General features: G+C 66.0%; 23 protein-coding genes and 1 rRNA gene. 3 read left to right on the top strand and 21 right to left on the bottom strand.

The window, feature by feature from the left end:
- Positions 1–83, bottom strand: a 16S ribosomal RNA gene (locus tag GRX31_RS27400); the annotation flags it as partial.
- A 570-nt stretch (positions 84–653) separates the two neighbouring features.
- Between GRX31_RS27400 and GRX31_RS27395 the strand changes: the two genes are divergently transcribed.
- Complete coding sequence (locus GRX31_RS27395) at positions 654–2,531, top strand: ATP-binding cassette domain-containing protein (RefSeq protein ID WP_016449337.1); 1,878 nt, start codon at positions 654–656, stop codon at positions 2,529–2,531.
- Between the two features lie 73 nt (positions 2,532–2,604).
- Here the strand turns inward: GRX31_RS27395 and GRX31_RS27390 are convergent, their stop codons facing one another.
- From GRX31_RS27390 to GRX31_RS27360, 7 genes are all read right to left on the bottom strand, one after another.
- Positions 2,605–3,738, bottom strand: coding sequence for a protein-glutamate methylesterase/protein-glutamine glutaminase (locus GRX31_RS27390; RefSeq protein ID WP_034366524.1), 1,134 nt, complete (start codon positions 3,736–3,738; stop codon positions 2,605–2,607).
- A gap of 15 nt (positions 3,739–3,753) precedes the next feature.
- A complete protein-coding gene (gene cheD / locus GRX31_RS27385) occupies positions 3,754–4,491 on the bottom strand; it encodes a chemoreceptor glutamine deamidase CheD (RefSeq protein WP_016449335.1) in 738 nt (245 codons plus the stop codon).
- A 33-nt stretch (positions 4,492–4,524) separates the two neighbouring features.
- The gene (locus GRX31_RS27380; RefSeq protein WP_016449334.1) at positions 4,525–5,415 is read right to left on the bottom strand and encodes a CheR family methyltransferase; all 891 of its coding nucleotides are present in this window, start codon (positions 5,413–5,415) and stop codon (positions 4,525–4,527) included.
- Between the two features lie 26 nt (positions 5,416–5,441).
- Positions 5,442–5,927: a chemotaxis protein CheW gene (locus GRX31_RS27375; protein WP_016449333.1), complete on the bottom strand. Its 486-nt coding sequence runs from the start codon at positions 5,925–5,927 to the stop codon at positions 5,442–5,444.
- 114 nt (positions 5,928–6,041) lie between these two features.
- The gene (locus GRX31_RS27370; protein ID WP_160855761.1) at positions 6,042–8,246 is read right to left on the bottom strand and encodes a chemotaxis protein CheW; all 2,205 of its coding nucleotides are present in this window, start codon (positions 8,244–8,246) and stop codon (positions 6,042–6,044) included.
- 39 nt (positions 8,247–8,285) lie between these two features.
- Complete coding sequence (locus tag GRX31_RS27365; protein ID WP_016449331.1) at positions 8,286–8,648, bottom strand: response regulator; 363 nt, start codon at positions 8,646–8,648, stop codon at positions 8,286–8,288.
- A gap of 52 nt (positions 8,649–8,700) precedes the next feature.
- Positions 8,701–9,147: a hypothetical protein gene (locus tag GRX31_RS27360; RefSeq protein ID WP_016449330.1), complete on the bottom strand. Its 447-nt coding sequence runs from the start codon at positions 9,145–9,147 to the stop codon at positions 8,701–8,703.
- Between the two features lie 119 nt (positions 9,148–9,266).
- On the opposite strand from GRX31_RS27360, the gene GRX31_RS27355 reads away from it, so the two are divergent.
- Together GRX31_RS27355 and GRX31_RS27350 are read left to right on the top strand one after the other, a co-directional pair.
- Positions 9,267–10,415, top strand: a complete 1,149-nt coding sequence (locus GRX31_RS27355; RefSeq protein WP_016449329.1) for a hybrid sensor histidine kinase/response regulator — start codon at positions 9,267–9,269, stop codon at positions 10,413–10,415.
- 39 nt (positions 10,416–10,454) lie between these two features.
- The gene (locus GRX31_RS27350; protein WP_016449328.1) at positions 10,455–11,084 is read left to right on the top strand and encodes a response regulator; all 630 of its coding nucleotides are present in this window, start codon (positions 10,455–10,457) and stop codon (positions 11,082–11,084) included.
- 48 nt (positions 11,085–11,132) lie between these two features.
- Here the strand turns inward: GRX31_RS27350 and fliR are convergent, their stop codons facing one another.
- The 13 genes from fliR to fliF form a co-directional block, all read right to left on the bottom strand.
- The gene (fliR, locus tag GRX31_RS27345; protein WP_012202582.1) at positions 11,133–11,903 is read right to left on the bottom strand and encodes a flagellar biosynthetic protein FliR; all 771 of its coding nucleotides are present in this window, start codon (positions 11,901–11,903) and stop codon (positions 11,133–11,135) included.
- A 29-nt stretch (positions 11,904–11,932) separates the two neighbouring features.
- A complete protein-coding gene (fliQ, locus tag GRX31_RS27340; protein ID WP_012202581.1) occupies positions 11,933–12,202 on the bottom strand; it encodes a flagellar biosynthesis protein FliQ in 270 nt (89 codons plus the stop codon).
- A 24-nt stretch (positions 12,203–12,226) separates the two neighbouring features.
- Positions 12,227–13,012 (bottom strand): flagellar type III secretion system pore protein FliP, encoded by a 786-nt coding sequence (gene fliP / locus GRX31_RS27335; protein WP_016449327.1) that lies wholly within the window; start codon positions 13,010–13,012, stop codon positions 12,227–12,229.
- Positions 13,005–13,340 carry a FliO/MopB family protein gene (locus tag GRX31_RS27330; RefSeq protein ID WP_012202579.1) on the bottom strand — a complete coding sequence of 112 codons (336 nt, stop codon included), beginning with the start codon at positions 13,338–13,340 and terminating at the stop codon, positions 13,005–13,007. The genes fliP and GRX31_RS27330 overlap by 8 nt, the downstream gene beginning before the upstream one ends.
- 10 nt (positions 13,341–13,350) lie before the next feature.
- Positions 13,351–13,782, bottom strand: coding sequence for a flagellar motor switch protein FliN (gene fliN / locus GRX31_RS27325; protein ID WP_016449326.1), 432 nt, complete (start codon positions 13,780–13,782; stop codon positions 13,351–13,353).
- Positions 13,772–14,776 (bottom strand): flagellar motor switch protein FliM, encoded by a 1,005-nt coding sequence (gene fliM / locus GRX31_RS27320; protein WP_016449325.1) that lies wholly within the window; start codon positions 14,774–14,776, stop codon positions 13,772–13,774. Before fliM ends, fliN begins: the two co-directional genes overlap by 11 nt.
- A gap of 18 nt (positions 14,777–14,794) precedes the next feature.
- The gene (locus tag GRX31_RS27315) at positions 14,795–15,367 is read right to left on the bottom strand and encodes a flagellar basal body-associated FliL family protein (RefSeq protein ID WP_016449324.1); all 573 of its coding nucleotides are present in this window, start codon (positions 15,365–15,367) and stop codon (positions 14,795–14,797) included.
- A 254-nt stretch (positions 15,368–15,621) separates the two neighbouring features.
- Entirely contained in the window at positions 15,622–17,097 is a 1,476-nt protein-coding gene (locus tag GRX31_RS27310) for a flagellar hook-length control protein FliK (protein WP_160855759.1), read from the bottom strand.
- Positions 17,098–17,100: 3 nt separating this feature from the next.
- On the bottom strand, positions 17,101–17,565 hold the full coding sequence (gene fliJ, locus GRX31_RS27305) for a flagellar export protein FliJ (protein WP_016449322.1): 465 nt from the start codon (positions 17,563–17,565) through the stop codon (positions 17,101–17,103).
- Positions 17,566–17,621: 56 nt separating this feature from the next.
- A complete protein-coding gene (gene fliI / locus GRX31_RS27300; RefSeq protein ID WP_016449321.1) occupies positions 17,622–19,040 on the bottom strand; it encodes a flagellar protein export ATPase FliI in 1,419 nt (472 codons plus the stop codon).
- The gene (locus GRX31_RS27295) at positions 19,030–19,920 is read right to left on the bottom strand and encodes a FliH/SctL family protein (RefSeq protein WP_160855757.1); all 891 of its coding nucleotides are present in this window, start codon (positions 19,918–19,920) and stop codon (positions 19,030–19,032) included. Before GRX31_RS27295 ends, fliI begins: the two co-directional genes overlap by 11 nt.
- On the bottom strand, positions 19,913–20,908 hold the full coding sequence (gene fliG, locus GRX31_RS27290; protein WP_012202571.1) for a flagellar motor switch protein FliG: 996 nt from the start codon (positions 20,906–20,908) through the stop codon (positions 19,913–19,915). Before fliG ends, GRX31_RS27295 begins: the two co-directional genes overlap by 8 nt.
- A 26-nt stretch (positions 20,909–20,934) precedes the next feature.
- Positions 20,935–22,635 (bottom strand): flagellar basal-body MS-ring/collar protein FliF, encoded by a 1,701-nt coding sequence (gene fliF / locus GRX31_RS27285; RefSeq protein WP_026062017.1) that lies wholly within the window; start codon positions 22,633–22,635, stop codon positions 20,935–20,937.
- Between the last annotated feature and the right edge of the window lie 129 nt (positions 22,636–22,764).

Below are 22,764 nucleotides of genomic sequence, written 5' to 3'. Positions count from 1 at the left end.
CCGAAGACCTGTTACCGTTCGACTTGCATGTGTAAGGCATGCCGCCAGCGTTCAATCTGAGCCAGGATCAAACTCTACAGTTCGATCTTGAATTTAAAGTCTTTCGACTAACTCATAAAAACGGAATTGAAGTGAACTTCACTTCTATTCTCATGAGCGTTTTTTGGCTTCAAAGAGCCGAGTTCCAAAGAACTTGGCTGTTCGCCTCAAACGCCCACGCTTATCGGCTGTATATTTTTAAGGATCGAAGCGAAGAATTTCTTTYTTGCTTCTGACTTGCTGCGATCAGCGAAGCCTTGAATTCTAGCACAGTTTTTAGCGTCGTTGCAATCAAATTTCTTCGATTTTTTCAACACCAGCGATCTGCATCGCTCTCTTCAGCAGAGCCTTGCATTGTAGCACGTTTTTTCGTGCTGTCTACAAGACTTTTCTGACTCATCGCTGTCTGCAAGGCAGTGTGGCGACGAGGGATCGAACTATAGCATGGGTTTTTACCGATGGCGTGAAATTCGTGAACTTCCCTTCAAGTTGCCAAAGCAACCGAGACCACGCCCTTCGCCATCGGCCCGTAGCCTGCCCTAGCGGGCAGGCTACGGGCGTGAGGCCTTGCCGCCTGTGCCAGGAATCGGGCCCGCATAGATAATGCGCGCACGATGGCATTGATTACTTTGTTAGACGCCCAACTGGCGTTCGGGCATGTGGCGCTTCTCGACCACGCCCAGTTTTCCCTGGAGAGCGGCGAACGTGTGGGCCTGATCGGTCGAAACGGCGCAGGGAAGTCCTCTTTGTTGAAGATTCTTGGCGGACTGGCCAAGGCCGATGACGGCCAGGTCCAGACGCAGTCCGGTATCCGCATTACTTATGTGGCGCAGGAGCCGGTGCTTGTGCCCGAGCAGACAATCTTCGAGTCGGCATCCGCCGGCATAGCCGAGGTGATTGCCGTGCGCGACCGCTACCTGGCTGGCGCCGAGGGCGAGGATCTCGATGCGCTGCAGTCCCAGATCGAGGCCTATGACGCCTGGAACTGGGAGCAGCGCGTGGAGGAGACTCTGCAGCGGCTGCACCTGGATCCCGAAGCCGTGGTGGGCACCCTGTCCGGCGGGATGAAGAAGCGCGTGGCACTGGCCCAGGCCCTGGTGGCGAGACCCGATGTACTGCTGCTGGATGAGCCGACCAACCACCTGGATCTTGACGCCATCGAGTGGCTGGAAGAGTTGCTGCTGAACTTCAAGGGCAGCGTGGTGACCATTACGCACGATCGATCCTTCCTGGATCGGGTTTCCACACGCATCGTGGAGCTGGATCGTGGAACGCTGCGCTCGTATCCCGGCAATTTCGTCCAGTACCAGCAGACCAAGGAGGATCAGCTGGCCCAGGAGGCCGTGATCAATGCCAAGGCCGACAAGCTGCTGGCCCAGGAAGAGGTCTGGATCCGCAAGGGCGTGGAAGCCCGCCGCACGCGCAGCCAGAGCCGCATCGGCCGGCTTGAGCAGTTGCGGGCCAACCGCGCTGCCCGCCGCGAGGTGCTGGGTGGCGTGAAGATGGACATTGCGTCGGGCCGAGGCGACGGCTACCAGGGCAAGATCGTGGCCGAGCTGACGGATGTGGCCAAGTCCTTTGGCGACAAGAACATCGTCTCCCACTTCACCGCCACCATTTTGCGCGGAGACAAGGTGGGCCTGATCGGACCCAACGGCGCAGGCAAGACGACGCTGCTCAAGATGATTCTGGGCGAACTGGCACCTGACAGCGGCCAGGTGCGGCTGGGGGCGAATCTGCAGGTGGCGTACTTCGACCAGATGCGTCACCAGATCGACATGGATGCCACGCTGGAGGACTTCATCAGCCCCGGCAGCGAGTGGATCGAGATCGGCAGCCAGAAGAAGCACGTGAAGAGCTATCTGTCGGATTTCCTGTTCTCTCCGGCGCGCGCCCATTCCCCCGTTCGCTCGCTGTCTGGCGGGGAGCGCAACCGCCTGTTGCTGGCCCGGCTGTTTGCCCGGCCCGCGAATGTGCTGGTGCTGGACGAGCCGACCAACGATCTCGATATCGAGACGCTGGAAATGCTGGAAGACCTGCTGCAGAACTACGACGGCACCGTTTTTCTGGTCAGCCATGACCGCAGTTTCCTGGACAACGTGGTCACCAGCACCATCGCCTGGGAAGGCCCGGGCCAATGGCGCGAATATGAAGGCGGCGTGCAGGACTGGCTGGATCAGTCCCGCCGCAGCCGCGATCTGGCCGAGGCCGCGCAGCCCAAGCCATCCAAGGAAGAGGCCAAGCCCGTTGCGGCACGCAGCGACGGCAAGCCCAAGCGCAAGCTCAGCTACAAGGAGCAGCGTGAGCTCGATCAGTTGCCCGAAAGCATTGCAGCGCTGGAGGCAGAGCAGAAGTCCATTCGGGAAGCCTTGGCCGATGGTTCGCTGTATGCCAGCGACAATTCCCGCGCCGTTCAGTTGCATCAGCGCGATGGCGAGATCGATGAGCAGCTGATGGAGGCGCTGGAGCGCTGGAGCGCACTGTCGGAGTGAGCTTTCTTCGGACGAAAAAAAAGAGCGCATGGCGCTCTTTTTTCATGGGTGCCGCCAGGACCGGCCGTTGCACTCAAATGCGGTGGTGAACCTGGTCCGAACCTATGCGCAGCTTGCCCAGCAAGGCGGAGGCGATCTGGTTGAGGGGCAGCACCTCGTCGGCCGCACCATGGGCGATGGCCTCGCGCGGCATGCCGAAGACGATGCAGCTGGCTTCGTCCTGCACGAAGTTGTAGCTGCCCGCATCGCGCATTTCACGCATGGCGACCGCGCCATCGGCACCCATGCCGGTGAGCATGATGCCGTAGGCGTTGCGGCCCGCACAGGCCGCCACCGACTTGAAAAGCACCTCGACCGAAGGCTTGTGGCGATTCACGGGCGGGCTGTCATCCACCACGGCGACATAGTTGGCACCGCTGCGCTGCACGGAGAAATGCTTGCCGCCCGGTGCGATGTAGGCGTGGCCGGGCAGCAGCCGCTCGCCCTGCTGTGCTTCCTTCACGGTCATCTGGCACAGGCTGTTGAGTCGGGCCGCGAAGCTGGTGGTGAAGCCCGGCGGCATGTGCTGGGTGATGACGATGGCCGGGCAGTCGGCCGGCAGATGGGTGAGCACTTCACGGATGGCCTCCGTGCCGCCGGTGGAGGCACCGATGGCAATCAGCTTTTCCGTGGACAGCCGCCCCAGCAGCGACGCCGGTGCAGCCTGGCGCGGCGCGCTCATGCCAGCCGAGGCGGAGACCGGCGCCACCGCGCTGCCGGTGGCGGGAGCCGCACTGCGCGGAGCGACCGGCAGGCGCCGGACCTGGGCCACGGCAGCAACGCGGATCTTGTCCACGATCTGCGCGGCCAGCTCCTGCAGGCCGTTGGACACGCCCACGCGCGGCTTGGCCACGAAGTCGATGGCGCCCAGCTCCAGCGCGCGCATGGTGACCTCGGCGCCGCGCTCGGTCAGCGTGGAGATCATGACCACCGGCATGGGGCGCAGCCGCATGAGCCGGCCCAGGAAGTCGATGCCATCCATGCGGGGCATTTCCACATCGAGCGTGATCACGTCGGGATTCATCTCGCGGATCATCTCGCGTGCGATCAGCGGATCGTTGGCCGAGCCGATGCATTCCATGTCGTGCTGGCGATTGATGATCTCGGACAGCAGACTGCGCACCAGCGCAGAGTCGTCCACCACGATCACCCTGATTTTCCTGTCCATTCCTTTGAACCTTCCTCAAAACAGGTCGACCGAGCCGCCTGCCGTATTGCGTGCCACGACGGCTGCATTGCCGCGCGTGAATTCCTGCTGTACCAGCTCCTCCGGATGGGCATGTGCCAGGCGCTTGACCATGGCCTTGCCGCTGGCGGGGAAGAACACCACCTTGCGCGGGTAGATGTCCAGCACATCCTCCGAGACGATGGGGATGCGTTCGGTCTGCAGGTACTGCGTGACGAAGGCGGTATTGCGTTCGCCCACGTTCATGGTGGTGAAGTTGTGCATCACCTGCCCGCCGCCGAAGATCTTGGCCTGCAAAGACTCGCGCCGTGCGCCGAGCTTGAGCATTTCGTTGATCAGCAATTCCATGGCGTACGAGCCGTAGCGGCCCGACGCATCAGCGGAGTCGCCGTCGGGCAGCATGAAATGGTTCATGCCGCCCACGCGCATGGTGCGGTCCCAGATGCAGGCCGAGATGCACGAGCCCAGCACGGTGACCAGGATCACGTCCTCGTTGGAGACGAAGTATTCGCCCGGCAGCACCTTGACGGCGTTGTGCTGGAAATGCGGGTCGTAGTAGAAGAACGACGCCTCGCCGGGGTAGCGCTGCTGGCGCTTGAGCTGCTCCAGCGAGGAGCGCGGCACCGGGTCGCCCGGCGCCGGGTAGTCCGCAGCGGTATAGCTGTTGATGCGCGGCGTGCGGCGGCGCTCCGAAGGCGGCGGGGGCGGAGCGAAGGCGGAGCGGTCTCCGATCATGGGAAGACCCCCTTGTGTGCGGCAGGACCTGCGTCAGCGGCGCTCATAGACCGTCTTCCCCTTGAGCGTGAACAGATCGCGCGAGTCGCTGAAGTTCTCGGCATGTCCGACGAACAGCAGGCCCCCGGGCTTCATGACGCGGTGGATGCGCTCCAGCACGCGGCGCTGCGTGGCCGCATCGAAGTAGATCATCACGTTGCGGCAGAAGACCACGTCGAAGGGATCGCGGAACGGCCAATCGTCACGGATCAGATTGACGTTGAGAAACTCCACCAAGCGGCGCAGCTCGGGCTTGACGCGCACCAGGCCCGCATTGCCGGCCTTGCCCCGCAGGAAGAAGCGGTGCAGGCGCTCGGCGCTCATGCCCTTGATGCTTTCGGCGCGATAGACACCGGCCGACGCCGTGTCCAGCACACGCGAGTCGATGTCGCTGGCCTGCAACTGGAAGCTGGGCGTGGCGCCCAGCACTTCCAGGGCCGTCATGACGATGGAGTAAGGCTCTTCCCCGGTCGAGGCCGCGTTGCACCAGACCTTCCAGGCCGTGCCGGCCGGCTTGCTGCGCAGATGCTGGGCAAAGATCTCGAAATGGTGCTGCTCGCGAAAGAACGCGGTGAGATTGGTGGTCAGCGCGTTCACGAACTCCTGCCACTCCACGCCATCGGACTGGGACTCCAGCCAGTCCAGGTAGGTAGCAAAGCTGTCGTAGCCCGTCTCGCGCAGGCGCCGCGACAGGCGGCTGTAGACCATGGCGTGCTTGCCATCGTGCAGGCTGATGCCGGCACGCTGGTAGATCAGCGCCTGCACGCGGGCGAAGTCCCGCGACGACCATTCGAATTCGCGCCCCTGGGCCAGGGGCCCGTTGGCTGCCCCGTCGTCAGCGACGGGGCGCGCGGCCAGTGCCGCATTGGAAGAACCGGATCGCATGAGGGCGCTCAGTGCAAGAACGGGTCTCAGTCGGCCGAAGCGACCAGGCCCATATCCACGTTGTTCATGAGCTTTTCGATGTCCAGCAGGATGAGCATGCGCTCGCCCACCGAACCCAGGCCCAGGATGCAGCCGCTGTCGATGGCGCTTTCGATGTCCGGCGCGGGGCGCACGGCTTCGGGAGCCAGCTCCATCACGTCGCTGACCGAGTCCACCACGATGCCCACCACGCGGTTGCGCAGGTTCAGGATGATGACGACGGTGAAGCTGTTGTATTCGACCTGGGAGCAGTTGAACTTCAGGCGCATGTCCACGATGGGCACGATGGTGCCGCGCAGATTCACCACGCCCTTGATGAACTCCGGCGCATTGGCGATGCGCGTGGGCGGCTCGTAGCCGCGGATTTCCTGCACCTTCAGAATGTCGATGCCGTATTCCTCCTGGTCCAGGCGGAAGGTCAGGTACTCGCGCGCGCCGGTGGCGACGCCTGCAGTCTTAGCGATCACGCTCATTGCTCAGCTCCTCAACTGTCGGGCCCGCGCCGTGGTGGCGAAAGCCATGGTTTTTGGCGGCGCGCAGGCTCTGCCTGCGGCTCCGTCGTTTGTCGTCAGGTATCCCTGTCCCATTCAGTGGCGCGCGCGGCGCACCAGCGCACCCGTGTCCAGAATCAGCGCCACCGTGCCATCGCCCAGGATGGTGGCGCCCGAAACGTTGGGCACCTTGCGATAGTTCGATTCCAGGTTCTTGACCACCACCTGGTGCTGGCCCAGCAGCTCGTCGACCAGCAGTGCCACGCGGCTGCCGTCGGACTCGACCACCACCATGATGTTGCTGGACTGGCTGGTGTCGCTGCGCGGCACACGGAAGGTCTTTTCCAGCGCGAACACGGGCATGTACTCGTCGCGCACCTTGACCAGTTGCGTGCCGTTGGCCACGGTGTTGACGTCCTCTTCCTTGACCAGGAAGGACTCGACCACCGAGGACAGCGGCAGGATGTAGACCTCGTCGCTGACGCCCACCGACATGCCGTCCATGATGGCCAGGGTCAGCGGCAGGCGAACGGCCACGCGCATGCCCTTGCCCTGGTTGGACTCGATCTCCACCGAGCCGCCCAGCGCCGCGATGTTGCGCTTGACCACGTCCATGCCCACGCCGCGCCCGGACACGTCGGTCACCACATCGGCCGTGGAGAAGCCCGGCGCGAAGATCAGCTGCCAGACGTCCTGATCGGGCATGCTGTCCGAGACATCCATGCCGCGCTCGCGGGCCTTCTTGAGAATCTTCTCGCGGTTCATGCCGCGGCCGTCGTCGCGCACCTCGATGACGATGGAGCCACCCTGATGGGAGGCTGCCAGCGTCAGCGTGCCATGCTCGGACTTGCCAGCGGCCAGGCGCTCCTCGGGCATTTCGATGCCGTGGTCCACGCTGTTGCGCACCAGATGGGTCAGCGGGTCGGTGATCTTCTCGACCAGGCCCTTGTCCAGTTCGGTGGCTTCGCCCAGCGTGATCAGGTCGATCTTCTTGCCCAGCTTGCCGGCCAGGTCGCGCAGCATGCGCGGGAAGCGGCTGAACACGGTGGACATGGGAATCATGCGGATGGACATCACCGATTCCTGCAGGTCGCGCGTATTGCGGTCCAGATCGGCCAGGCCTGCCAGCAGCTGCTGGTAGGCCGATGCATCCAGCCCGTGGCTGTTTTGCGCCAGCATGGCCTGGGTGATGACCAGCTCGCCCACCAGGTTGATGAGCTGATCGACCTTGGCCACCGACACACGGATGCTGGTCGACTCCATCTGCGCCTGCTGCGCCTGGGCAGCCGTCTTGGCAGCAGGCTTGGCCGCGGCACCGGCCGGCTGGATGGCCAGCGCGCCGTCGGCCTGGGGCATGCCGGGTGCACCGTTGAAGAAGCCGTAGGCCTCTTCGGCGGGCGGAATGGCGACCGAGGCCAGGGCGGCGTCGGGATCGTGCGCGGCATGCTCTTCGGCGACGGGGGCTTCGGCCACCTGCACCGCTTCGGTTGCAGGAGCGGCCCCGGCCGTCTCATCGGCTGCCGTGATGCGAACCTGCTCCTTGGCCACGTGGAAGGCGAACAGATCGAGCAGGTCGTCGTCGGTGGACGAGGTCTGCACGGCAAAGAGGCGGCTTTGCGGCTGATCGCAGGCCAGGTCCTCGATGCGGCCCAAGCCGGGAATGTCGCGGAACAGTTCCTTGATGGCCTCGGCCATCTCCAGACGCTCCAGCGGACCGATCAGGATGTGCAGCGAACGGCCGCCGCTGGCGGGTGCCGTTCCGACGGCGCCGCCCGATACGGGCGCGGCAGGCGCGGGCGCCTCGACCGGCGCTGCCACGGAAGCAGGCGCCGGCGCCGGTGCAGCGGCCGGGGCGGCTGTTGCAGGCACGGCACTGCGGCCTTCTGCCAGCATCTCGATGCGCGCCACCAGATCCGTGGTGGACAGGGCCTCGCCCTCGTTGCCGGCCTGGTGGCGTGCCAGCAGGCTGCGGCTGGCATCGGCCGACTCCAGCAGCACGTCGACCATTTCCGGAATCGGTGTGATCTCGTGCCGGCGCAGCCGGTCGAGCAGCGACTCCATGCGGTGCGTCAGCTCGGTCACATCGGCAAAGCCGAAGGTGGCCGCGCCGCCCTTGATCGAGTGCGCGCAACGGAAAATGCCGTTGAGCTCCTCGTCGTTGGCCGCCGACAGATCCAGATTTAGCAGCATCTGCTCCATCTGGTCGAGGTTCTCGGCCGCTTCTTCGAAGAAGATTTGATAGAACTGGCTCAGGTCGAAGTCTGCGCCCGCTCCTGCCCCATCCTGGTGTAGATCCGCCATCTTTGGTCCTGCTGTTTCCTGTTGCCCGTACTTATCGGCTCAACGCATTACTTTCTGAATGACTTCGATCAAACGGTTCGGATCGAAGGGCTTGACCAGCCAGCCCGTGGCGCCCGCAGCGCGTCCGGCCTGCTTCATCTGGTCGCTGGATTCGGTGGTGAGAATGAGAATGGGCGTGTTCTGGAACTTCGGGTTTTCGCGCAGCTTGCGCGTCAGGCCGATGCCATCGAGGCGCGGCATGTTCTGGTCGGCCAGCACCAGATCGACTTGTTCGAGCTGGGCCTTTTCGAGCGCATCCACGCCGTCCACGGCCTCCACGACGCGAAATCCCGCTCCTGCGAGGGTGAACGCCACCATCTTTCGCATCGAGGGGGAATCATCAACAGCCAGAATCGATCGCATGTATAGCTCCAACAGACGGGCAATAAAAGGTGGATGGGTGCATGGTCAGCGGTCAGAACAGTTCGACCGAGCCAGCATCCATCTCGCTTTGCGTGACGGGATTGGGCCGGTCGGGTATCGCCGGCAGGCCCAGGGAATCGTCCTCTCCCTCGTCCACACCCATGGTGGCTGCGGCCAACTGGAACGCGCAGCCTTGCAAAATCTTCGTAATATGGGCGATCAGTTGGGAGGACATGTCGTGAAACTGCAACTCGGTCACCGCCAGCCTCAACGTGGACCGGGCGGCATCGAGCTGGGGCAAGGCGGCTAGCGCCTCGCCGGCCAGCTGGCCATGGGTCTCGTCGAAACGGTCCAGCAGGTTCTGCGTTGCGTGATTGAGAAGGCCTTCCAGGCGCTGCAGATCGCGCATCGCCACCAGCAAGGCATCCTGCAGGTCTGCGGCCACCATGACGGGCATGGGGACGGCAGGCTCGCCCGAAGGCTTGTGCATTGACTGCATTGTTACTCCACCACCAGCGTTTCAGCCCAACGTGCGCCGTGCCTTGCAGCACGGCCAACCCTTGTCAATCGTTCACGGGAATGCCGCGCATCCCTTGGTGTACACGACCATTTGCATTTATGTTCCAAAATGTATCTCATGATAGCGCCCCCGGGGATGCCAGACCACCGCACAAGCCCTTGCGCATACTGCACATCGAGGATTCCGCCGCCGACCAGGCGCTGGCGCGGCTGAGCCTGCTGCGCGGCGGGCTGGTCTGCGAGATTGTCGTGGTCGACACGCTCGATGATGCCGCAGCTGCGCTGCACAACCAGGCATTCGACCTCATCCTGGCCGACTACCACCTGCCCGGCTTCACGGCGCTGGATGCCTGGGAGCTGGTTCGCCGCCAGCCCGGGCATCCGCCCTTCGTGCTGCTGTCCGGCGCCATCGGCGAGTCGGCCGCCGTGGATGTGATGCGCGAAGGCATCAGCGACTATCTGCTCAAGGACCACATCACGCGCCTGCCCCATGTGGTCTCGCATGCGCTGGAAGTGCACGAGGCCCGCCTGGCACGCCGGCGCGCGGCGGCCGAGCTGGCGGCGTCCGAGCGGCGCCTGGCCGACCTGACCGAGCACCTGCAGACCTCCACCGAGCGCGAGCGCGCCAGCATCGCCCGCGAGATCCACGATGACATCGGCGGCTCGCTGACCTCGGTGAAGTTCGACGTGGCCTGGATCGCGCGCAATGCGCCCGAGGGCGGGCTGCGCGAGCATGCGCTGGCTGCGCTGGAGATGCTGGAGCACGCGCTGGGCGCCAGCCAGCGCATCATGATGAACCTGCGCCCGCCCGTGCTGGACCAGGGACTGGTGGCCGCCGTCCAGTGGCTGGCCGAGAATTTCGAGCGCCGCACGGGCGTGCCCACCCGTGTGCGCAGCAGCCGCGAAAGCATGGACATCGCGCCCGACATCCAGGTCGTGGCCTACCGCACGGCCCAGGAGGCGCTGACCAACGTCGGCAAATATGCCCAGGCGCGCCATGTGGACATCGATCTCTCGGACCGCGAAGGTTTTCTCACGCTGGAGGTGACGGACGACGGCGTGGGCCTGGCCGACGGCGCCCGCGACAAGCCCGAATCCTTCGGCCTGCGCGGTCTGGGCGAGCGCGCGCGCACCGTTCGGGGCTGGCTGGATGTCAGCAGTCAAGCCGGACGCGGAACCTCGGTCATCGTCTCCATTCCGCTGGACGATGGCGGCGCTTGCCCTAATATCCCGGGCAATGAATGCTGAACGCCATGGCGGCGTGACCCTTTTTCCAGGAGGCCGACTTTGATCCACGTGGTGCTGTGCGACGACCATGCGGTGCTGCGCCGGGGCATCCGCGACACCCTGGCCGAGGCAGTGGACATCAGCGTCACCGCAGAAGCAGGCAGCTATGCCGAGCTGCGTGAGCAGCTGCGCACCGCCGCCTGCGACGTGCTGCTGCTGGACATCAACATGCCCGGCCGCAGCGGCCTGGAGGCCCTGGCCAGCGTGCGCGAGACCCATCCGCTGATCAAGGTGCTCATGGTCTCCATGTACCCCGAGGACCAGTACGCGCTGCGCTGCCTCAAGGCGGGCGCCCAGGGATATGCCAACAAGGCGGGCGATCCGATGCTGCTGATCGAGGCCGTGCGCACGGTGGCCACGGGCCGCAAGTACCTGACGTCCGAAGTGGCCCAGATGCTGGCCGACAGCCTGGCCCAGCCCGCACCCCAGGTGCCGCATGAAAGCCTGTCCGAGCGCGAGCTGCAGACGCTGATCAAGATCGCGGCCGGGCAGCGGCTGACCGACATTGCCACCGAGCTGATGCTCAGCCCCAAGACCGTCAGCGTCTACCGGGCGCGCGTGCTGGAAAAACTGCAGATGAGCAGCAACGCCGAACTCACGGCCTACGCCATCCACAACCAGCTGATCTGAGGTTTTTGCGGCCGGCAGAGCGGAAAATCTGTTGTTTTTCACAACTGCTTACATTGAGGTGCCAAACACCGCGATGCCGCGCTGCAGCAAGGCGACCAGGGGCTGCTCGAGCAGCGGCAGCGTGGCCATCAATCCCGTCAGGCCCACGGTGAGCGTGACCGGGAAGCCCACGGCATAGATGTTCATCTGCGGTGCCACGCGCGAAATGATGCCCAGCACCAGGTTCACGAACAGCAGCATGGCGACCATGGGCAGGGCGATCCAGAAGGCGCTGGCAAAGACCGCCGCCCCCATCTCGTGCAGCCGCATCTGGTTGATGGCCTGCAGGAAGCTGCCGTCCACAGGAAACGCCTCGTAACTCTTGAGCACGGCCATCAGCACCAGCAGGTGTCCGTTGATGACGATGAACAGCAGCGTGGAAATCTGGACCATGAAGCGCGCCACGGCGCTGAGCTGGGCATTGGTCGTGGGATCGAAGAAGCTGGCGAAGTTCAGGCCCATCTGCAGGCCGACCACCTCGCCCGCCACCTCCACGGCGGCAAACACCAGGCGCACGGCAAAGCCCACGGCCAGTCCCACGCCGACCTGCTGTATCAGCGTCCCCAGCGCCTGCGGCGAGTTGATGCCGATCACGGGCTGGTCGCCCAGCACGGGCTGCGCGCACACCGCGACCAGGAAGGCCAGGCCGATCTTCAGCCGCATGGGAATGACGCGCTGCGAGAACACGGGAGCCACGGAAAACATGGCCAGCACGCGCAGAAACGGCCAGAGAACTGGCGACAGCCAGGCCACCAGTTGGGCTTCGCTGAAGGTGATCACGGCGGCGTTTCCTGCGCGCGGCGAAGGGCTCAGCCCACCGCCTGCGGAATGGTCTCTATGGTGCGGCGGATGAAATCCACCAGCGTGCTCAGCATCCACGGACCGGCAATGGCAAACACCAGCACGGCGGAGATGAGCTTGGGCACGAAGGCCAGCGTGGCCTCATGCACCTGGGTCACCGCCTGGAAGACACTGACGGCCAGGCCCACGGCCAGCACCACGCCCAGCACGGGCATGGAGATCATGAGCAGCAAGGTCAGTGCCTCGCGGCCGAAGGTGAGCACGTATTGGGAGGTCATGGAAGGATTTCCAATAAAACGGGACTAGACGGCGAAGCTGGCCGCCAGCGATCCGATGAGCAGGTTCCAGCCATCGGCCAGCACGAAGAGCATGAGCTTGAATGGCAGGGCCACCAGCACGGGCGACAGCATCATCATGCCCAGCGACATCAGGATCGAGGACACGACCATGTCGATGACCAGGAAGGGGATGAAGATCATGAAGCCGATCTGGAACGCCGTCTTCAGCTCGCTGGTCACGAAGGCCGGCACCAGCACGCGCAGCGGCGCGGTCTCTGCGGTGACGCCGGCTTCGAGCTTGGCCAGGCGCGCGAACAGCGCAAAGTCCGACTGGCGCGTCTGCTTGAGCATGAAGTCGCGCATGGGCGCCTCGGCCTTTTCAATGGCCTGCTCGAAGGTCGCGGCATTCGTGGTGTAGGGCACATAGGCCTCCTGGTACACGCGGTCCAGGGTGGGTCCCATGACGAACAGCGTCAGGAACAGCGACAGGCCGATGATCACCTGGTTGGGCGGCGCCGACTGCGTGCCCAGCGCCTGGCGCATCAGCGACAGCACAATGACGATGCGGGTGAAGCCCGTCATCATCAAAAGGATGGCCGGCAGGAACGACAGCGCCGTGAAGAACAGCAGGGTCTGGATGGGCACCGAAAAACTGGTGCCACCGCTGCCCTGGCCGATGACCAGCGGCAGGCTGGCGGGCGCGCCCTGCGCCCAGGAGGCCAGCGGCGTGGCGCAGCACAGCGCCAGCGCTGCGGCGCCGGCGGCCTGGCTCAGCGTGCGCGCCGGGCGCTTGCAGGAATATTCAGACATTCGCACCGTCCGCAGGCAGGCTGCGCGCTTGCGCCATCGCAGCCGAAAAATCAGCAGGGGCCGGGGCCTGCAGCACATGCAGGCACTGGATGCTTTGCGCCGTGACGCCCAGCACCAGCCGCACAGTCTGCGCGCCCTCGCCCACTTCCACCGTCACCACCCGCTGCTGCGGGCCCACGCCCACGGCGCCCAGCACCCGCGACTGCAGGCCGGCTGCGCCACGCAGCGCAGCCGTGCGCTGCTGAAAGCGGCGCAGCAGCCAGGGCAGAGCAGCCATGGCCGTGACCAGGGCCACGACCGTGAGCAGGGTCGGCCACAGCGGGCCCATGCCGGCGCTCTCAGCCACGGCTGACCCGGCGCAGGCGCTCGGACGGCGTGACCACGTCGGTCAGGCGGATACCGAACTTGTCGTTGACCACCACCACCTCGCCCTGGGCGATCAGGTAGCCGTTGACCAGCACGTCCATGGGCTCGCCGGCCAGTGCGTCGAGTTCGACCACCGAGCCCTGGGCCAGCTGCAGGATGTACTTGATCGGCACCTTGGTGCGGCCCAGTTCCACCGACAGCTGCACCGGGATGTCCAGCACCATGTTGATGTCGTTGACCGGCACGTCGCCGCCACCGGCGTAGGGGCGCACGGGCTCGCCCGTCAGCGGGCCGCCCTGTTCCGCCTCCAGCTTGGCGTCGCGCTCGCGCTGCTCGTCCAATGCCTCTGCCCATCCCGAGAACGGATCGTCGCCAGCGGGCTTTTGCGTGTCTTCAGTTGCCATTGTTTTCTCCCATCCAGCCAGCATCGGCACCGCGCAGGCAGTGCTCGACACGGATTGCATACTTGTCGTTGTGAGTGCCGTACTGGCACTCGAAAATCGGAACGCCGCCGATGGAGGCGCGGATCAGCGGCTCGCGGTCGAGTTCGATGAAATCGCCGGGGCGCATGGCCAGTAGCTGCTCCACCGTGGCGTCGGCGCGCGCCAGTTCGGCCACCAGGGTCACCTCGGCGGCCTGGATTTCGCGCTTGAGCACCTTGACCCAGCGGCGGTCCACTTCAATGGAGTCGCCCTGCGTGGAGGAGTACAGGACATCACGGATGGGCTCCAGCGTCGCATAGGGCATGCAGATGTGGATGGAGCCCGAGATGTCGCCGATCTCCAGCTGGAAGGCCGTGGACACGACGATTTCGCTGGGGGTGGCAATGTTGGCGAACTGCGGCTGCATCTCCGAGCGCTGGTAGCCCAGCTCCAGCGGATAGATGCCGTGCCAGGCCTTCTTGTATTCCTCGCAGATCACGTTGACCAGGCGGTTGATCACGCGCTGCTCGGTGTGCGAGAAATCCCGCCCTTCGATGCGTGTCTGCAGCCGGCCCGTGCCGCCGTACAGCGTGTCGATGACGCCGAACACCAGCGAGGGATCGCAGACCACCAGGCCGCTGCCGCGCAGCGGGCGGATGGCGACGATGTTGAAGTTGGTGGGCACCACCAGCTCGCGCAGGAAGGCGCTGTAGCGCTGCACCGACACCGTGCCCACCGACACCTCGGGGCTGCGGCGGATGAAGTTGAACAGGCCGATGCGGAAGTTGCGGGCAAAGCGCTCGTTGACGATCTCCATCGTCGGCATGCGCCCGCGCACGATGCGCTCCTGGCTGGAGATGTCGTACTGGCGGATGATGCCCGCCTCGACCTCCTCGGTCGTGGATTTCTGGCTCTCGCCGGTCACGCCCTCCAAAAGGGCATCGACTTCTTCCTGGGAGAGAAACGAATCGCTCATGGCGCCTTGCCTCCCCGGTTACTGAATGATGAAGCTGGAGAACAGCACGCGGCGCACGGGGTTCTTGCCAGGGGAGCGGCGGCGCTCGCCATCTTCGTCCTCTGCATCCTCGTCGCGACTGCGCTTCTTGGCCTTGGCCTGGTTGCCGTAGCCCAGCGGTGCGGACACTTCGTTGAGCACGTCGGCAGCCAGGCGTTCCTTGCCGTCGCGCTCCAGCAACTCCTCGGCCGTGCGCTGGGACACCAGCATCAGGATGCCGTTGCGGATGCTGGGCAGGTACTGCTTGACCGTAGTGGCCGTCTTCTCGTCGGCCAGCTCCAGCGTGATGCCGATCTGCACGAAGCGGTCGCCGCCCGGGTCGGACAGATTGACCACCAGGCTGTCCAGCGGCAGGAAGGTGGGAACCGTGACGGCCGCCTTGCTGGAGCCGCCCTCCTCCTCATCGGCATTGCTGTGCCGCTTGGACAGCAGGATGAAGGCAGCGGCCGCGCCTATGGCCAGGACGGCGATGATGACGATCAGCACGATCAGCTTCTTGCCCTTGGCCGGGGCGGGAGCTGCATTGTTGGCGGCATTGGGTGTGGCAGACACTGGAATTCCTCTGGGTGAGCGGGACCGCCACGCGCTCGCGCATCGTGCGCGGCGCCATGACGCAGCAGGCCCATGGCAGGAATTATTCGGCGATTGGACCTCGGGCCATGGCCTGAATAAGCGCATGAAACCCCGGTTTCTCGCTGGCTTGATGGCCCCCAAACGCCACAGGCCGGGCAGCTTGTCGCCACCCGGCCTGTTCTGAAAACCCGGAAAACGGCGCATGCGCCGCCCCGCAAGAAGCGCAGGAAGAATCAGACGAACAGATCCACCCCGCCTGCCGCCGCGCGGCCACCAGCCTGTGCGGCACCATTGCCGCCCGTGACGCCGGCGGCATCGACCATGGCGCTCACGCGGCCCTGCCGCGCCTGGGCATCCGCGCCCTGGCGCCCCCTCGCCTCGCCATTGCCGGACTGGCCACCCGCGTCCACGCTGACGCCGGCCAGTTGCAGGCCCTGGGCCTGCAGCAGCTCGCGCAGCTGGTCGGCACCGTTGCCCAGCCATTCGCGCGCCTGGGATTCGCTGGCGCCAAAGCGCACATGGGCCTCGTTGCCCTGCAGGCTGACCTGCACCTGGATGGCCTTGCCCTCATGCTCGACAGACAGCGAGGCGTTCTGGCTCTTGTTGTGCACCCAGAAGGCCACCTGCTCGGACACCTGCTGCTCGCGCTCGGTGGAGTTGCCCGGCTGTGCCTGGGCGTCGGGCTGGGCCAAGGCTGCGCCATTGTGTCCGGCGGCCTGCTGTCCCAGGGACTGGCCGGCGTGGGCCGCGCCCACGGCGGCTGCAACCCCATGCAATCCGTTGGCGGCAGACTCTGCGGAGCCGGTGCCACCTTCGCGGGCCCGCTCGAACAGGCCGCGCCATTCCGCGGGCCGCACCGCCGCCATGCCGTTGAGCGCAATGCCCGACGCCAGGGCCGCGTCCTGCCGCACGCTGGGCGCCAGCGCCTGGGGTGTGTGCTCATGCGTGGCCTGGGCTGCAGATGCCGTGCGCGCTGCGGCGGCCGTCAGCGCCGTATCGGACTGCACGGCGGCCAGCACATCGGCCGCCTGTGTCTGTGCCTGGGCGCCCTGGCGCGCAGCGGTATCGGCGGGCGTGCCGGCTGCAGCGGCATCCACTGCGCCAGCCAGCGCCGCCGTGTTGGCGTTCGCGGCCAGCGCCGCGCCTGCGGCATCGCCCGCTGCAGGTTGCGGCGCCATGAAGGCGGCATGCGCCACCACGCCCTGCTCCTGGCGCAAGGCCAGCATGGCGGCACTGCCCCGGCCAGACAACCAGTCGCCCGCCACGCCCTGCAGCATGTCGCGGTCGCCCTTGCCATCGAGGTGGGCGGTCTGCCCGACCAGGCTGAGCCAGGGCGCCTGGCCGTTGGCGGCCAGCAGCATGGCATCGGCCTGCGCGGAAGTGGCCATATCGGCCGTCTCCGCCTGGGGCTGCAGCGGCAATTGCGTCTGCAGCAGCCCCTGCGCCAGGCCGGACAGGTCAGCCGGATCCTTCAGGCTGCCCTGAATTGCTCCCTTGAGGTTGGCCAGTGCGCCGGCCCCCTCATCGCCGAGGACCTGGCCCAGGTCCGGCAGTCCGCCAATGCCATCCATGGCGGCCAGCAGCGAGGAAAAGCCTGCGGCCTGCTCATTGGACGGCGGCTGCGCCGCGCGCGCGGAACGCACGCCCTCCATGGTGCGCTGCATGGCGCTGCGCGCGTCGGCGCGCTGTTCGATCTGGTTGGTGGACATGCGTCAAGCCTCCTGGAATGTCAGCCCGAAGCTGCGGCGGAAAAACTGGATGGCCGCACGTTCGTCGGTTTCCTTTTGCTCGCGGCGCATCTGGCCCAGCGCCAGGTCGCGGCGGCGCACCTCGACCACCTTGCGCAGGCTGCTGACCCGCAGCTCGCAGGCCATCAAGGCCTTTTGCGCGGCCTCCAGGCGGATGGCCAGGTCGGCCAGCACCCGTGTCTGCAGGCCGATGGCGTGCTGCAGGCGGTCCATGAACTGGTATTGGTGGAACATGACTTCGGGCTGTACGGACTGGTTCTGCTGCACGCCCCAGCGTGCCTGCATTTCCTGCACGTAGTGCTGCAGCTGGTCCATCTGCGCCTGCGCCGCCTGCTGCGAGCGCTGACGCTCCTGCACCGCCTGGCGCGCCTCGTCACGCTTGCGCGACGCGGCATCGATGGCCACCATCAAGGCATTCAAGGACGACATACCGGGTTTTCCTCCCTGTGTTCGCTGTTGCGTTATCTCAGTGCCGCGTCACCGCATCACTGACCACCGAGCGCGGCGGCCATGCCCGAGATGCTCTCGTCCATGGAAGCCGACTCGAACATGCTTTGCTGCAGAAAGGCCGCCATGGCCGGCTGCAGCCGTATCGCCTCGTCCATCTGCGGGTCCGAGCCCGCCATGTAGGCTCCGACCTGGACCAGGTCCCGGCCCTTCTGGTAGCGCGAATAGACAGCGCGAAAGCGCCTCGCCAGCTCGAAGTGCTCGCGCGAGACCACGTTGTGCATCACGCGCGAGGCCGATTGCTCGATGTCGATGGCCGGGTAGTGGCCCGACTCGGCCAGCGCCCGCGACAGCACGACGTGGCCGTCCAGAATGGCGCGTGCCGCATCGGCGATCGGGTCCTGCTGGTCGTCGCCCTCGGACAGCACGGTGTAGAAAGCCGTGATCGATCCCACGCCGTTGAGGCCGTTGCCGCTGCGCTCGACCAGGGCCGGCAGCTTGGCAAAACACGACGGCGGATAGCCCTTGGTGGCCGGTGGCTCGCCAATGGCCAGCGCGATCTCGCGCTGGGCCATGGCATAGCGCGTCAGCGAATCCATGAGCAGCAGCACATGCTGGCCCTTGTCGCGGAAATGCTCGGCAATGGCCGTGGCGTAGGCGGCACCCTGCATGCGCAGCAGCGGCGGCGCATCGGCCGGCGCGGCCACCACCACGGCGCGGCTGCGGTCCTGTGCGCCGAGGATGTCCTCGACGAACTCCTTGACCTCCCGGCCGCGTTCACCGATCAAGCCGACGACGATCACGTCCGCCTGGGTGTAGCGCGCCATCATGCCCAGCAGCACGGACTTGCCCACGCCCGAGCCTGCGAACAGGCCCAGCCGCTGGCCCCGGCCCACGGTGAGCAGGGCGTTGAGCGAGCGCACGCCGGTGTCCAGCGTCTCGCGCACCGGGTCGCGGTCCATGGCGTTGATGGGGTTGCGGTCCAGCAGATCGGCCGTGACGTCGGCCAGCGGCCCGCCATGGTCCAGCGGCTGCCCCTGCGAATCCACGACACGGCCCAGCAGGCCGCTGCCGATGGGCAGGCGCAGCACGCCGGCCGCCATGGACACGGGCTCTTCGGGACCGTCGCCAAAGCGCAGCGGGGCGACAAAGGGTTCGGCCGGCGTCACGATGGCGCCGCTGGACAGCCCCTGGATGTCGCCCGCAGGCATCAGGAACGCACGCTCGCCGGCAAAGCCGACGACTTCGGCCAGCACCGGGTCCTGGCCTGCCTGGCGTATCCAGCACTGCGAGCCCACCGGCACCTGCAGGCCCGTGGCCTCCAGCACCAGGCCGGTCAGGCGCGTGAGCGTGCCGTGGGTTTCCAGCGGAATGTCGCTGTGCAGGCGGGCGCGGGCATTGGACAGCAGCTGCTGCCAGGGCTTGCCTGCATCGGCCAGGGAGGCATCAACCGGCATCGCGTTCTCCGTCATACCAGGTGGAGACCAGGCCCAGCGCGGCCACGGCGCGGCGCCAGCGCTTGTCCATGCCGGCATCGACCTGGGCACCGCCCGATTCCACGCGCACATCGCCCTGGGCCACGCCAGCGTCGCTGATCCACTGCACCTTGGACTGGGCGCCATGCTCGGCGCGCAGCGCCTCGTCCAGCACGGCGAAGTCGGCAGGGTTCAGGCGCACGGTGGCGGCGCGGCCGTCGGAGGCCAGCATGTCCAGCGCCTCGCGCACCACGGGCAGCAGGGCCTGGGGCTGGCTGCGCAGCTCCTGGCGGACCACCTGGCGCGCGATGTCGCAGGCCAGGTTCAGCAATTCCTGCGCCGCATCCGCCTGCAGCTGCTTGAAGCCGGCGTCCAGGCCGGACAGCAGCGCGTCCACGCGCTGCGCCGTCTCGCGGCCCGTGCCGGAGACATAGTCATCCATGTGCTGCTGCCACTGCTGCCGGGCTTCCTGGCGGCCTTGCTCCAGGCCCTCGGCATGGCCTTCGGCGCGTGCCTGCTCCAGCAATTCATGCAGCCGCTCCTCGTCCACGGCGGGGGTGGATGCCGCCGTGCCTGGCGCGTCGGCGTCGACATCCAGCACCATGGAATCGGCGTCCAGCCGGGGCGCATCGGAGCGCCCGGGCAGCGACAGGCTGTGGAAGCCGGACGAGGAAACGGGTGTGCGCGCCATGCCGGCGCCACCGGGTGCAGCCTGTGCATCGGGGGCGCCCTGAATGTTCGGCAGGCCGGGCAGGCTTTGCAGGCCGCCCATGTGGTCCACGGCACCAAAGCGCCACTGCACCACTTGGCGCTCGTCAATCTCCTCGGAGGGAATGAAGCGCGAGTTCATCCCACTAGACATAGCTGTCCTCCGCGCCGCTGCCGATGGTGATCTGGCCTTCTTCGGCCAGACGGCGCACCACCTTCAGGATTTCCTTTTGCTGCGCTTCCACTTCGGACAGGCGCATCGGGCCGCGGCCTTCCAGGTCCTCGCGCAGCGACTCGGCCGCACGCATGGACATGTTGGCCAGGATCTTGTCGCGCACTTCCATCGAACCGCCCTTGAGCGCGATGATCAGCGTCTCGGACACCACTTCGCGCAGCACCAGCTGCACCGAGCGGTCGTCCAGTTTGACCAGGTCGTCGAACACGAACATCTTGTCCATGATCTTCTGCGCCAGGTCCGGGTCGTAGTTGCGGATGGTGTCCAGCACGGCCACGTCGGCATTGCCGCCGAGGTTGTTGATCATCTCGGCCGCCGTCTTGACGCCGCCCAGCGAGGTCTTGCGGATCTTGTCGCCGCCGGCCAGCACCTGGAACAGCACTTCGTTGAGGTCCTTGAGCGCGGTCGGCTGAATGCCTTCCAGCGTGGCCACGCGCAGCATGACTTCGCTGCGGAAACGCTCGGGCAGCTGCATCAGCACGGCAGCAGCCTGCTCGTGCTCCAGGTGCACCAGGATGGCGGCCACGATCTGCGGATGCTCGCCGCGCAGCAGTTCGGCCACCGACAGCGGGTCCATCCACTTCAGGCTTTCGATGCCGGAGACATCGCCGCCCTGCAGGATGCGGTCGATCAGCAGCGCGGCCTTGTCGTCGCCCAGGGCGCGCTTGAGCACCGAGCGCACATAGCCGCTGGCGTCGTCCACCAGCAGGCTTTGCGCGGCCGCGTCATCGGCAAAGCGGTTGATGACGAAGTCCACCTTCTCGCGCGAGACGCCGCGCATGTGCGCAATGGTCTCGCCGAGCTTTTGCACTTCCTTGGGTGTGAGGTGCTTGAACACCTCGGCCGCTTCCTCCTCGCCCAGGGAGACCAGCAAGATGGCGGCGTCGTTCAGGCCTCGTTCGTCCATATCTCAGCAATCCGTGTTTGGCAGGCTCAGGTGGCCTCGCCGTTGATCCAGGTCTTGACGATGTTGGCCACCGCGATCGGGTTCTGCTTGGCCAGTTGGCGCGCCTGCTCCAGGCGCACCTGCTCCTGTGTGGGAGACAGATCGACAGCGGGTCCGGCCAGCGCCGGACGGTCCAGCTGCTCGCCCTCGATGGCATTGAGCTGACCGCCCACGGCAGCCGTCTTGCGGCCCTTGAGCATGGGTCGCACCAGGCCCAGCAGCAAGATGGCGCCGAACAGGGCCAGGCCGATGGGCACGCCCAGGCTGCGGGCCATGTCCAGCACTTCGGGCTGGCGCCAAAGCGGCACCTCGGCAGGCGCTTCGTCCTGCACAAAGGGGGTGCTGACCAGGTTGACCGAGTCACCGCGCTCGGCGCTGTAGCCCACGGTCTCGCGCACCAGGGTCAGCAGTTGCGCCTGCTGCGCCGCCGTCAGGCCGCGCGCTGCGGCGGCAACGGTGGCGGCATCGGTGGCGCCACCGGCTGCATTCGGCGCAGCGGCCGCCACCAGGGGCGCATTGATGACCACGGCGGCCGTCAGGCGCTTGATGCTGCCCGTGCTGCCGCGTGTGTGGCGCACGGTCTTGTCCACTTCGTAGTTGGTGATGGACTCGCGCTTGCTGGCAGAGCGCACGGCGTTCTGTCCATCGGCCGCCTGGGGTGCGGGATTGGCGCCATTGACCGGCGCGGACGCGTTCTGGGGCGGCTGATTGCTGGTGGCGCCGGGGATGCCGGTGGGCTGGGGCGGCTTTTGCTCGCCCGTGCTCTCCACCACCTGCTGGCTGCGCACCACGCCCGCGTCGGAGGACTGGTTGGGGCGGTGCTGCTCCGAGGTCGACTCGGTCTGGCTGAAATCCATCTCGGCCGAGACCTGGGCCTTCACATTGTTCTTGCCGACCACAGGCTCCAGGATATCCAGGATGCGGCGCACGTACTGCTGCTCGATCTGCTGGGTGTAGTTCAGCTGCTGCATGTCCACGGCGTTGGCGTTGCCGTCGGGCGACTGCGACAGCAGCTTGCCCGAATCGTCGAGGATGCTCACGGCCGTGGGCGCCATCTCGGGCACGCTGGAGGCCACCAGGTGCACGATGCCCGCGATCTGCGTGCGGTCCAGCACGCGGCCGGGGTACAGGCTCAGCAGCACCGAGGCCGAAGGCTTTTGCTGCTCGCGGAAAAAGCCGTTCTGATTGGGCAGGGCCAGATGCACGCGTGCGCTTTGCACGGCGGCCAGGGCCTGGATGGAGCGCGTCAGCTCGCCTTCGAGGCCGCGCTGGAAATTCAGGCGTTCCTGGAACTGGGTGATGCCGAACTTGCTGTTTTCCATCAGCTCGAAGCCCGTCACCGAACCCTTGGGCAGGCCCTGGGTGGCCAGCTTCAGGCGCACATCGTGCACGCGGTCGGACGGGATGAGGATGGCGCCGCCGCCTTCCGTGTAGCGGTATGGCACGTTCATCTGCGACAGCTGGGCGACGATGGCGCCACCATCCTTGTCGCTCAGATTGGAGAACAGCACCTTGTAGTCCGGCTGGCGGTAGAACATGGCCGCCGCCCCCACGGCGACAACCAGCAGCACGGCGATCGCGCCCCAACGCAGGCGCTGGCCACGGTCCATGGCCGTCCAGCGCTGCTGCAGGGCAGGCTGGGGGACGGGAGTGGCTTGGGGGACAGGGATTTCAGCGACAGCAGACATCTTGGTTCCAGGTGTTCGAGCCCTGCACACACAGGACCCTAGCGTGCTGTCGATTATTCGAAGTCCGCCGCTTCACATTCGCCCGATAAGCGCGCCGTTTGACCTTCTATTTGCCCGGATGCGAAAACC

Source organism: Delftia sp. CH05, from assembly GCF_009827015.1.
GTDB classification, from domain to species: domain Bacteria; phylum Pseudomonadota; class Gammaproteobacteria; order Burkholderiales; family Burkholderiaceae_C; genus Comamonas; species Comamonas tsuruhatensis.
This window is presented reverse-complemented; position numbering and strand designations above follow the sequence as displayed.